Origin of the sequence: Chryseobacterium vietnamense (genome assembly GCF_031454475.1) — a bacterium.
Classification (GTDB): domain Bacteria; phylum Bacteroidota; class Bacteroidia; order Flavobacteriales; family Weeksellaceae; genus Chryseobacterium; species Chryseobacterium vietnamense.
Window position 1 is genome coordinate 901,123 of record NZ_JAVDQX010000001.1, and the last position, 12,328, is coordinate 913,450.

14 protein-coding genes are annotated in these 12,328 nt (G+C 31.0%); 12 read left to right on the forward strand and 2 right to left on the reverse strand.

Annotation, left to right across the window (positions count from 1 at the left end):
• Positions 1–207 precede the first annotated feature (207 nt).
• The 12 genes from J2786_RS04010 to J2786_RS04065 all read left to right on the forward strand — a co-directional run bounded on the left by J2786_RS04010 (position 208) and on the right by J2786_RS04065 (position 10,765).
• Positions 208–816, forward strand: a complete 609-nt coding sequence (locus J2786_RS04010) for a recombinase family protein (protein ID WP_142017843.1) — start codon at positions 208–210, stop codon at positions 814–816.
• A gap of 57 nt (positions 817–873) precedes the next feature.
• Positions 874–1,410 carry a hypothetical protein gene (locus tag J2786_RS04015; RefSeq protein WP_142017842.1) on the forward strand — a complete coding sequence of 179 codons (537 nt, stop codon included), beginning with the start codon at positions 874–876 and terminating at the stop codon, positions 1,408–1,410.
• Positions 1,411–1,508: 98 nt separating this feature from the next.
• Positions 1,509–2,171: a hypothetical protein gene (locus J2786_RS04020; RefSeq protein ID WP_142017841.1), complete on the forward strand. Its 663-nt coding sequence runs from the start codon at positions 1,509–1,511 to the stop codon at positions 2,169–2,171.
• Positions 2,172–2,311: 140 nt separating this feature from the next.
• A complete protein-coding gene (locus J2786_RS04025) occupies positions 2,312–3,163 on the forward strand; it encodes a hypothetical protein (RefSeq protein ID WP_142017840.1) in 852 nt (283 codons plus the stop codon).
• Positions 3,164–3,327: 164 nt separating this feature from the next.
• Positions 3,328–3,801, forward strand: coding sequence for a recombinase family protein (locus J2786_RS04030; RefSeq protein WP_142017839.1), 474 nt, complete (start codon positions 3,328–3,330; stop codon positions 3,799–3,801).
• A gap of 27 nt (positions 3,802–3,828) precedes the next feature.
• Positions 3,829–4,161 carry a YegP family protein gene (locus tag J2786_RS04035; RefSeq protein WP_142017838.1) on the forward strand — a complete coding sequence of 111 codons (333 nt, stop codon included), beginning with the start codon at positions 3,829–3,831 and terminating at the stop codon, positions 4,159–4,161.
• A complete protein-coding gene (locus J2786_RS04040; RefSeq protein ID WP_142017837.1) occupies positions 4,158–4,949 on the forward strand; it encodes a PIN domain-containing protein in 792 nt (263 codons plus the stop codon). Before J2786_RS04035 ends, J2786_RS04040 begins: the two co-directional genes overlap by 4 nt.
• Before the next feature lie 123 nt (positions 4,950–5,072).
• Complete coding sequence (locus J2786_RS04045) at positions 5,073–5,783, forward strand: HNH endonuclease (RefSeq protein ID WP_142017836.1); 711 nt, start codon at positions 5,073–5,075, stop codon at positions 5,781–5,783.
• A 90-nt stretch (positions 5,784–5,873) separates the two neighbouring features.
• Positions 5,874–6,674 carry a hypothetical protein gene (locus tag J2786_RS04050; protein WP_142017835.1) on the forward strand — a complete coding sequence of 267 codons (801 nt, stop codon included), beginning with the start codon at positions 5,874–5,876 and terminating at the stop codon, positions 6,672–6,674.
• A 108-nt stretch (positions 6,675–6,782) separates the two neighbouring features.
• Complete coding sequence (locus tag J2786_RS04055; protein ID WP_226798690.1) at positions 6,783–7,085, forward strand: hypothetical protein; 303 nt, start codon at positions 6,783–6,785, stop codon at positions 7,083–7,085.
• An 861-nt stretch (positions 7,086–7,946) separates the two neighbouring features.
• The gene (locus J2786_RS04060; RefSeq protein ID WP_142017833.1) at positions 7,947–9,476 is read left to right on the forward strand and encodes a zinc-ribbon domain-containing protein; all 1,530 of its coding nucleotides are present in this window, start codon (positions 7,947–7,949) and stop codon (positions 9,474–9,476) included.
• A 137-nt stretch (positions 9,477–9,613) separates the two neighbouring features.
• Positions 9,614–10,765: a serine hydrolase domain-containing protein gene (locus J2786_RS04065; RefSeq protein ID WP_167497853.1), complete on the forward strand. Its 1,152-nt coding sequence runs from the start codon at positions 9,614–9,616 to the stop codon at positions 10,763–10,765.
• Between the two features lie 162 nt (positions 10,766–10,927).
• On the opposite strand, the gene J2786_RS04070 is transcribed toward J2786_RS04065, so the two are convergent.
• Together J2786_RS04070 and J2786_RS04075 are read right to left on the reverse strand one after the other, a co-directional pair.
• Positions 10,928–11,245, reverse strand: coding sequence for a DUF6922 domain-containing protein (locus J2786_RS04070; protein ID WP_142017831.1), 318 nt, complete (start codon positions 11,243–11,245; stop codon positions 10,928–10,930).
• 39 nt (positions 11,246–11,284) lie between these two features.
• Positions 11,285–12,121, reverse strand: coding sequence for a nucleotidyl transferase AbiEii/AbiGii toxin family protein (locus J2786_RS04075; RefSeq protein WP_226798689.1), 837 nt, complete (start codon positions 12,119–12,121; stop codon positions 11,285–11,287).
• Positions 12,122–12,328: the final 207 nt, after the last annotated feature.

Below are 12,328 nucleotides of genomic sequence, written 5' to 3' on the forward strand. Positions count from 1 at the left end.
TAATACTACTATTTATTACCCCAATTATTAATCTTATATTTTAGACCATTTCCCCTTATAATGTAGCATAGATTATTCGGTGGTATTTTGAGATTTTTACAATTGACTGATTCGGAACACTTTATTTTTTATTTTAATTTCTCAAAATCTCGTATCATTAAACAAAGTTTCATAAATTTATAGAGTATGAGTTTAATGTAACAAAATATGAAAATTGGGTATGCACGGGTTTCAACCAAAGACCAAAATTTGGATTTACAAATTGAAGCCTTAGAAAAAGTTGGTTGTGAGAAAATTTATCAAGAGAAAATTTCGGGTGCAACAAAGAATCGTCCTGAACTTGATAAAATGATAGAGCAGTTTAGAGAAGGTGATGAACTTTATGTTTGGAGATTAGACCGGCTGGGGAGAAGCCTGAAAAATATTATTGATCTTGTGCTAAGTTTAAGTGACAAAGGAATTATAATAAAAGGTCTTGTTGATGGTGTAGATACTTCTACTATTAATGGCAGATTATTTCTAAACCTCATGGCTTCTCTAGCAGAATATGAACGAGAACTTATAAGAGAAAGAACTAATGCTGGTTTGCAAGCTGCCAGAGCGAGAGGTAGATTGGGAGGTAGACCAAAAGGTTATACAAAAGAAACAATTTCTAAGTTAATAATTATGCGGTCTGTGTATAAAGATCCAACTAAGGCTCCAGAGGAGATTTACAAGCCACTTGGTTTGACTAGAGCAACGTTTTATCGTTATGCTAAAATTCTTGATAATCATACAAATGAAGAAATAAAGAAAATGGCAATTAAAAAACAATAATATACGCAAATAGATTACGCAGACAGAATATATTTTTGGTGAAATATCTACAATATTATGAAACAAAAGAGGAAAGTATTTGTACAACATTTATATCATGAAATAGAAGATGAGGAAAAGGCAGAAAAATATTTGGATAGTTCTCTCTCACTTATCGGCCTAGTAGTAATGTATTTTAATGGTTTAGAAAAATCGTTAGATAGTATAATATGTGAAATATTTACAGACAGATCAGATTCTACGGGCCTAATTGTATTACATAAAATGGCATATGCTACTAAGGTAGATTTATTTAAAAGATTTAGTGATGATTTTCATCTCGGTTGTGCTATTAAGATTGAAGGCTACCAAAAATTAATAGCAGATCTAAGAGAGACGGGGAGATTACGAAACCTTGTAGTACATGCTGATTGGGAAAATACTGATGACGATGGTTATACCTATGTAAACTTAAAGATTTCAAGTAATGGGATGGAACAAGAGTATATACAGTTCTCTGAAGATTCTTTAAAAGAAATCATAAATTTAATTATTACAACACGGTATGAATTACATGAGTATTGGAAAAAACGTACTAAAGAGCTATATAAGTAAATCTTTAGATTCCAAAATACGAGCTGTTCAGAAATCTTGCTTCTTGGATTATAAATTAGATATAATATTTTTCTTAATAAATAAAATAAAAGGTGCCAATGAAAACATATTTTATTCCTAATTACACTAAAATGGTTGAAATAAATTATGGAAATTTAAAAACTTATTTTTTACATAAACCCCGTCATTTCTTACCATTAACAAGTTTAAGAAATGAAATTTTACAGAATTTACAACTTGAATTATTTCAAACAGCAATTTTAGGAACAAACCATTTTTTGGAAAGGATGATAAAATTTGCTCTAATTGAAAAACATACTTTGGGCTTAGATTATTCAAATCATGAAACATATAATCAAAAAACTTTAGAGGCTATTGATTTGTACGATAATCTTATTTTATTTAAATCATTGGATGCTGCAGAAGAACAAAATTTGATAACGGAATCTGAAAAAGTTATACTTACTGCATTAAGACAAAAAATACGAAATCCTTTCTCTCATGCAGAAATAAAAAAAATACTAATTGATGCTCCTGAAAATTTCACAGGATTTATGTTTAATATAAATGACGTAAAAGAATCATTAATTAAAGGAGAGCCTATCCAACTCGGAGAAAAAAAGAAAATAACAACTTTATCATCAACTTTTTCTCAACTATATCAACAAAAATATTCGGAACAAATGGCTCTTAACTACTTTATTACAGTCTATGGAATTATGATTAATATTGACAAAAAATTACTAGACTTAACTGAATAATAATTCTCAAAAAATGATCAAAATTAAATTTTATATTAGTAGCATAAATGGCTTTGCGAATATCATATAGTTTGGATTGACATAATGCGTAAATTTGAACTTTATAGGCAACTCTAAAAGACAGACACAACACAGAGAATATGGGAACTTGGGGAACAGCAATATCATCTAATGACACCTATGCTGACATTTACAGTGAGTTTTTCGGCCTGTATAATGATGGACTTGACGTGGCAGAAATTTCGAACAAGTTAATTGCTGAAAATCAAGAAATCATCAGCGATAATGATGATTGTAATAATTTTTGGTTTGCGTTGGCAAAAGCACAATGGGAATGCAAACAACTCAACAAAGACATTTTTGACCGTGTAAAAACAATTATTGAAACAGGAGCAGAACTTGAAGTTTGGCAACAACTTGACGCTGACGAAAAGGAAATTAAAAAACGTAAAGTAGTTCTCGACAAATTTCTTGCGGACTTAGAAACAGAAAGACCAAAAGCGAAATCAAGAAAAAAGAAAATAATTCGCCAGCCCGTTTTTGAAAAAGGAGACTGCTTGACTTTTAAGCTCGAAAACGGAAATTTTGGTGGAGCAGTTGTTTTAGAAGCAATTAGAGATAATGAGTATGGACATAATTTAATTGCAACAACAAGAATAAACCAATCGAATAAACCGACAAAAAAAGACTTTGAAGATGCCGAAGTTCTTGTAATGAATTTTGCAATTTGGAACAATAAACCGAATGTAAAATGGTATCTTCCAATTCGACATAAGCATATAGCTCAGCTAATTGAAACAACTGATAGTTTAGAAGTCCAGAAAAAGTATGACATAAATAGTTCAACGTTTGGTTTTGTAGCGGATTTTGACATCCACATAATTCAGGCGGTTGACGAACAAATTAAATCCGAAGAAACAAAACCTCGTTCGACAACTAAACTAACTATAAAGGAATTGATAAAGAACAAAAGTAGATGGAAACTATGGTAACGTTGATTGACAGAAGAGCTGCCTATAACAAGGGTTTTGCAATAGTGAGGCGAAACTGCAAAGTTCAACGGTATTTCTTCGGTTCAACATTTGTTCAAAATTGAAGATTTATGCTTCGATTGCCCCACCATCGCAAAGCCCCGAAACGTTCTAGATAAAATTAAATCTCAAAAAACGATAAAGTTAGTGGTGTTAAATCAGAAAAACCGCAACTTAACGATTTATTAAATTTCGTACGTAAAGGGGATACCTTAACCGTATGGAGATTAGATAGGATTGGGAGGACTACAGTTGGGTTAATTCAGTTTGTGACAGAGCTGAACGAAAAAGGAATACATTTTAAATCTATTTCTGAAAACATTGATACAAGTTCAGCAAGTGGAAAATTAATTTTCCAGATTTTCTGTGTTTTAGCTGAGCACGAAAGAAATGTTTTGATTGAAAGAACAAATGCTGGATTGAAATCTGCTAGGGCAAGAGGTAAAAACGGAGGAAGACCAAAGGGTATGACCGAAAAATATAAAAAAATCGCACCTTTAGTAAAGAGCTCTTATGAAAGTAAGAATGTTTCAATTGAGGAAATTATGAAAGCTTTTAGTATAGGCAGTAAAGCAACATTTTATAAAATAATAAAATAATAAAATCTTAAAAAATAAAAGAAATAAATGGGAAAGTTCGTAATATCAAAAAGATTTACAGGAGATTATCAATTTAACCTAAAAGCTATTAATGGTCAAATTATTTTGGTGAGTGAAGGCTATTCCTCTAAAGAAGGTTGTAAAAAAGGAATTGAATCTGTTGTGCTCAATTCTCAAAATGATGATAAATATGAAAGAAGATCTGCAAAAGATGGTAGATATTATTTTAATCTAAAAGCATCTAGTGGAGAAATCATCGGAACCAGCCAGATGTATGAATCTAAAAATGGGATGGAAATAGGAATTGAGTCTGTGAAAATGAACGCTTCATCGGCTATAATTGAAGATTATACACTATGAAAGCAATAAAAAAAGAAACTCCTGAAGCTCTATCTGCTAAAGTAAAAATTCTCATCGATACAAATATCTATTTAGATTTTTATAGAAGTAAAAAAGATTCAATAAAATTACTAAGTGAACTAGCGAAACATTTTGACAAAATTATTTTGACTGATCAAATAATTCAAGAATTTGAAAGAAATAGAGAAGTTGTCATAAATGAAATGAAAAAGGCTTTTGAACTTGATTCAAATATCCTGTACAAACCGAGTGCATTTTTAGAAAACTTACAAGAATTTACAGAATTAGTCAAATCATTAAGTGATTATCATAAAAAAAGAAAATTGGTTATTGGAGCTATGGATATGATACTTGAAGCTCCTGAAAAAGATCCTGTTTATGCATTTTTTACAGATATGGTAAGAGAATGTACAAGATTAAATACTTTATTGTATACAACTGATGAGATATTAAATAAAGCTCATAAAAGAAAGCTTATTGGCAATCCTCCGACATCACCTAATTATTCTATTGGCGATGAGATTAATTGGGAAGTTGTTCTTTCAAATGTTAAAGAAAATATAATTATTATAGGAAGGGATAATACTTATACTAAGAATTTTTCTTATTTAAAAAGAGATTTTCATTCAAGAACTGGACGATTAATATTAAAAAAAACTGATAAGATAACAGATGCATTAACTGAAATTGGTATTTCTACTTCAACCGAATTGAAAGATGTTGAAAAGACGATGATTGCAGAATTAGAAAACTTTAATGATTTTTGGAAGCCAGAATCTTATGAATAATAATATACATCGCTATGTAAGTAATAGAAAATATAAAAATCTCAAAAGAACAATTTGTAAGTGTTTAATCTTAAAGTACGAAATTTTATTTCGTTGACTACATAATTTAAATTATGACAATAAATGAAAAAATGTATTTGGTGTAGCCGAAATGATCATGATGTAAATTTTAATACTCTAGCACACACTTTTCCTCAATCATTAGGAGGAAAAAACATCTGCTTAAATGTATGTGACTCCTGCAACTTTGAGTTTGGGAAAAAACAAAGCTTTCAACCATCTGTGGATTTGGCAGTCAAAGAGATTTTTAATCTTTCAAGATTTTTAATTTCAGATAGTAAAAATATTTCTTCTTACAAAAGGTTCAGCTCAGAATATTTTAAGGTAAATCTGCAACGAAGACAGATTAATATCAAAATGAAGTATAAGCTTCAAAGCAAATTTCAAGAAAATTTTGCTAGAAGTTTCAAGCGGGGTATATATAAAATATTCTTAGAAGAAAGAGAAAGAATCTGTGGAGATTCTCATTCTGAAGAGTTTAATTTTATCAGGGAGTTTTCACGATATAATTTAAATGATGTACCTTTATATTACTTAAAGCCTCGGTATCCTATTTTACTTATTGATCAGGAGCAGTTGGATAATCCTAAACTTCACTTTATGGAGTCAGATCTGGAACTACATAGAAAATACAGATTGTACGAGTTTTATTATGGAGGATATAGCTACCTGCTTCATACTAATGCATTTATGCAGGATCTACATATCAATAAATATAATGCAGAAGTCGTGTTGAAAAATAAAAATAGTATGAATTTATCAACTTTAGTATAAATTCATAGAATGGAAGATTTAGATTTTAGATATAATCTCTTCAATGAGAGATTATAAATTATATAAATCTCAAAAAACGATCGACTATAAATGAAAACTTATCTTAAAAGAAATTATCAATCTGCTAGTTTATTCCCTATAAATCAAAAAATTGTAGGATGGGACTTATTACCAATAGAAGGAAAAGGTTTAGTTGCAAAATTTACCGGAAGCGATAGATATGCGCATATAGAATTAATTATGCAGAAGTCCGATATTGATTATGGATCTGAAGTTTTATGGAACATAAGTGAAAATCAAATTCCTTACAACTTTGGACATAGATCAATTGTAGATGAAACATTAACATTTTTTACAAATTATGTTTCAGGAATAAAAGGAAAAACAACTTTTCTGAAATTTGAAATAACAAATATTGGAATTCATGTTGTGGACACTCGACCAGAGCACTTTGAAGAAGCTACGATGAAAGCTATAGTTAATTGTTTTGACAAAACTATCAATCCGTTTAATGGTGATTTAGCCACAAGAATTTCAAAACAGACTTTGGAATATAGTCGCCAACATAAACTTGGATTTTTAAAAAATGAAATAATAGAATCACTTAAGATTGATAATATTTCAGAAATTTTCGCAAAAATCTTCAGTAGCGAGAATATAGATTTACGAATGCTTAATGGAGCTAATTTTAATGTTTATATGAATGATAGTTTCGAAAAAAGAAAAGTATTGTTAGAGGCATCAGATATAGAAACCTTAAAAAAATTTGATGCCATAAATGATTGGGAAAATATTACGGATATTGGAAAGGCTCATATTGCAAAAATTTTAAAAGACCAATACGATATGAGTTACCATTTCAATATTAAATTTGAAGATTTTAATAAATGAGAAAAATACCTAAAACTGCCTAACAATGGTTTTGCAAAATTGCTGTTGTTTAGTCCAGCCGAGCAAACTCAATTTTAATTTCCTCAACTCCCGCAAAGCCAAAGGACTTTGCTATTGCTATTAAAATCTCAAAAAACGATAAATGGAAATTCAAATATTTACTTTCTGAAAATCTCATCAAAAGATAAATCTAAAACTGAACTATATGATTTATTAGATTTAGAAACAACATATAATCTAAGCAAAGGAGATGTTATTAATCTTAGAAATAAGTCTTATAGTGCAAATTTGGAAGAAGACTTTAAAACCTTTTATTTTGAAATAGTTGGTCGAATGTTTATTTCTGATGATGATAATGAAAATAACGGTGGAGTTATGACATTAGTTATTGAACCTTATTTTGTAAAATAATCTCAAAAAACGATTGATACAAACGAGAGTGAAGAGGCATTTTCTGCAAGAGTAAGTAAAGCAGCCCGCGATGACAATTATATTCCTGAAGGAAATGAGCATTGGATTCTTGGCTCAAAAGCTCGAGATAAAGGATCTATCCATAAAGATATTTGGGAAGGGACAGCTATAGATCTTTCAACGCGAAATAAAATTGCAATTTATCCCGTAGGAGGATGGTGGAAAAATAGAAAGCAACTTGCTCGCTACCCCAATCAAATTCGCTATAGCTTAATCGTAACAATTGAGACATCAGATATAAATGTGGATATTTACACTCCAGTTCTTTTACAAATTCCAATTGAAGTTTAAATCTACTTACTATCGAATTTCCTACTTACAGAATTATTAGCCAATATTCTCCGGAATGGTTAAATGGGCAGAGGTTCGATATATTTATTAAAGAACTAAATATTGCAATAGAATATAATGGTATTTAACATTTTCATCCCATAGATTTTTTTTGGAGGAAAAGAAGGTCTAGCCAAAACGCAGTTTTTCGATAATCAAAAACGTAAAAATCTTTAAAATATGGAGTAAAAATATTTGCTATAGATTATAACCGGGACTTTAATGATAGTTTTTCAAAGCTGATTATTTTACTTAAAGAACTTCAAAACGAAAAATGTATCAATAATTAAATCCTAAAAAAGATTAAATAATAACGTTGGATTACCAGAGAATCAAGTAAGAAGTTTAGAGGTGAAAACCAAAATAACAATTTGGCTATTAGTATATTTATATAAATTTTAGAAGAATAAAGTGCCAAATTTTTCTAAAAGTATAAAAATTAATAAAATTGAATTTTTGCAAAATAGAAAAATGAAATATTCTATAGAAGATTTGAAAGAATTTGCTTTAGCCAAAAATGGAAAATGTTTGTCGAATGTTTTTTTAGGTGTAGAAAAAAAATATGACTGGGAATGTTCAGAAGGTCATATTTGGAAAGCTTCATTTCATAAAATTAAAAATGGTGGAAATTGGTGTCCGACTTGTGCAGTTATTAACTGTGCAAGAAATAGAATTAAATATACTATTGAAGATTTAAAAGACTTCGCAATAAAAAAAGGAGGGTTTTGTAATTCTGAAAAATTCATTAATATCAAATCTAAATATAAATGGGAATGTATAAATGGTCACATTTGGGAAGCAGTAGCCGATAATGTAATTAATAGTAACAAATGGTGTCCATTTTGTGCTGGAAATTATATAGGCAATATTCTACAAATGGATTTAATTGCAAAAGAGAGAAATGGAAAATGTTTATCCTCTATTTATAAAAATTCATCAACTAAATTAGAATGGCAATGTTCCGAAGGTCATAGATGGAAAGCAATGCCAAGTTTAATTAAGCGTGGTGCTTGGTGTCCAAAATGTAGTCAAGGCATTGGCGAAAAAATATGTCGTGAATATTTTGAACAATTGTTTGAAACTGAATTTGAAAAAGCTAGACCAAGTTGGCTAAAAACTGAAAAAGATAACTGGATGGAATTAGATGGTTTTTCAGAAAAACTAAAAATAGCATTTGAACATCAGGGAGAACAACATTATAAGAAAATCAATTTTTTTTATTCGGCAAAGCCTGAAAAATTTCAACAAACTCTAAACCGAGACAAACTCAAGTTAGAGCTTTGCTCTAAAAACAACGTAATTCTTATTCAAGTTCCATCAATTCTAGAAAAACTCGGAGTTGAAAACCTTAAAGCCTTTATTAAGGATGAATGCTTAAAAAATAAAATAATGATTCCTGAAAATTTTGAACAAAAAATTGTAGACTTAAAAGATGTTTATTGTCCAAACAAGCTTAAAGAACTATCAATTATTGCAGAAAGTAAAAAAGGTAAGTTGTTATCAAAACAATATTTAGGGATTTTTGAACCGTTAGAATGGCAATGTGAAAAAGGTCATAAATGGAGAGCTGCTGCAAATAATATAAAAAATAGTAATTCTTGGTGTCCAAATTGTTTAGGTAGAAATCAAACAATAAAAGATATGCAAATTTTAGCAAACAAATTCGAAGGAAAATGTTTATCTGAAAAATATATTAACAATAACACGCATCTTTTATGGCAATGCAAACTTGGACATCAGTTTTCATCAAAGCCATCAAATGTAACAACTGGATATTGGTGTCCAATTTGTGGTAGAAATAAGTCTGGATTGAGCAGAAGAAAATATGATATTGAATTTATGCATAAAATTGCTGAAAGCAAAAATGGTAAATGTATATCAAGTGAATATCTGGGTTACAAAATAAAACTAAATTGGATTTGTGAAAATAATCATCAATGGGAAGCAATTCCAGAAAAGGTAATTAGAAATAATAAATGGTGCAAACAATGTAAAAAATAAAACAGCCTGCAACTGCGCCAAGCTACGATGTTAATAATAGATATAACTGAATCTCAAAAAACGATTAGATAGTACTATCGTAATTTTTAATAAATTGCTGAATGTTTAGTATAGTCTATAAACCTGAAAATTGGAGAATGAGAAATAATATTTGTTCGAAAACTTGTTTTTTTAGTGCTTTTATAATTGTTTTTTCGGGAATCATTTTTTCTTGTTCGACAGCAAGCTTATTACAGAATAAAATTCCGTATAAGACAGATTCTCTATATGTTGAAATTGAGAAGTTAGGTCATGAACTTACTTTAAAGAATAAAGTTCCCGGAGTTGCAGTAGCTGTGATCCGGGATGGAAAGGTCGCCTGGTTACAATCGATTGGTTATGCGGATCTTGCAAGCAAAAAACCTGTAACTTCTGAAACGATCTTTAATATTGGCTCTATCTCCAAGCTGATCTCTGCCTGGGGCTTTATGCAACTTAGTGAAAAAGATCTTGTCAAGCTGGATGATCCAATTGATCAATATCTAACCCGATGGCATCTGCCGGAATCTGAATTTGACAGATCAAAAGTAACACTGAGACGGATCTTGAGCCATACTGCAGGACTTTCTGTACACGGCTACGGCGGATCGGACCAAGGAATACCACTGCTAAGTCTGGAAGAATCACTGAACGGAAAAACCAAACGGAATGGTGAAACCGTACATCTTATCAGTGAGCCAGGAATTAAATGGGACTATTCCGGGGGAGGCTATACTCTTGCACAACTGCTTCTGGAAGAGAAAACAAACCAAAGTTTTGCCACATATATGAAAAATAATATCTTCATGCCGCTTGGAATGAAGCATACCAATTATGAATGGACAGTAGAAATGATGGCTACTTCAGCAACGGCATATGACGAGAATGGTAATCCTATAAAAAACCGGATCTTCACTGAAAAAGCAGCGGCAGGACTTCAGACCACAGTTAAAGATCTGGCACATTTTGCAGAATTGTCTATCAAACCTAATTATCATCAATTGAATAAAGTCTTGAAGCCAAGCACCATCAAGTTAATGGAGACACCTGTTCTTCCAAGCTCCAATGAAGGCGAAAGCGGCCTGGGCTATCGGTTTATGAATTATGAAGGTTTTAGAACCATTGGACATACGGGTGAAAATGCAGGCTGGAGTGCGGCTATGTTTTTGGATCTCCCAACTAAAAACGGTATTATTATTCTATGCAACGGGTCAAATGGTGATCGAGTTTGGTTTCCAATTTATCAAAGTTGGCTGAAAACTATTAAGTAGAAATAAATATTCCAAGTAATTTCTGATTATCTATTAATAGATATGTTTACTGAAGAAATATTAAATTCCTTTCATGAGGGTTATTAGTACCATAACAAAAAATTAAACAATAAAAGCTCAAAAAACGATTGCTTTTGAGTTTCGGAATAAAGTTTGCAAAAATTATATCCAGTGATAAGGTTTGCCCTTTCTATTTAGATAGCAATGCATTTCTTCTTTTTTAAGTTCAGGGAAAAATTTCAGGGCTTTTTCGATAGCATAATTGGGCAGAAAGTAAATTTCGTCGCGGATAGCAGTGATTACTTTTTCATACCCGTAAAAATGGATGATCTCATCAATCTCCTGTTGACCTCCACGTTCTACAATTCGGGCAATAATGGTCTTATAGGCTTGCATAAAGTCCATTGCATCAATGTCAAAATCCCAGAAAAAAACACGGTCGAGATTTGGAATTTTATTTATTTTTGCTCTTGATTCCATACTATAAATATACGATTTTTCAGCTTTACATTATGTATTTCAGCGTCTAAATCCTCTGCTTTTTTTAGGAGATTCTTGCCTTTCTCCGAATTTTAGCAATGGATCATTGACCGCTTTTTTTAATCGCTCACTCATCGTATCCATATCAACTTTCTTTCCTTTCAGTATATTCACTTTTGCATCCATGTCTATGTTGTCATGGTACAATAAAGCGTATGAAGCCATTACAGGGTTGCCATTGTATTTGTTTTGATAAGATTCCAGATAAATCTTAAGCGGATTGTGTTCCAAGAGAAAATGCATATCGATGAAATCTTTTATCCGTGTACCATTTTGAAAAATAGCATGAAGTTTCATCGCTCCTATATCCTCTAGTGATACTAACCTTACACCTTCCTTTGTCTCAAAAGCTTTTTGTAATGGATATTGATGTGCTAGAATATCGACCTTGACCTCACCTATATCAAGCAGGATTGTATTGCTAAATATATCCCTTACCTTCACCGTAGGATGTTTGCCTGTCAAATGTTTTAGCAGGGCTTGCTCATCAAACTCTTTAGTGGAGAACAGGTCTATATCGATGCTCAATCTATGACCGATTTGAAGGCTCAAAGAAGTTCCTCCAACGAGATTAAAATCTTTTAGTATTTCATCTTTCATCAACCTTTGGAGAAGTTCCCACATTTCCTTACTGACAGTTTCCTTATGGAGCATAATTTCATTTTTCAGAAAATTAATCCTGAAAATGAGGTATGTCTGTACAATGGCAGTGCGAGGAACTATTTGGCTTCGATTGTCAATGAAAGTCAAAATTAGAAGCCTTTTATTGATGCAGATATTAAGGATTGAGCTTAAAAATTTTTCTGTTGTAGCCAAGTAAGTATATACCTATTTTTAGAAACTCACCTTTTAGGAGGAAACCTTAAAGTAGGTTTGTGCTTTTTAAACCATTAATCAAAATTAAGGGTACTTTGTGAAAAGTAATTTATTTTAAATTTTGTTTTAAGAACAAATCTATTGTTTATTAAAAATGCGTGCGATTTTACAACTACACGGAGAAGTTAGGAGCTCATTCGCAACTTT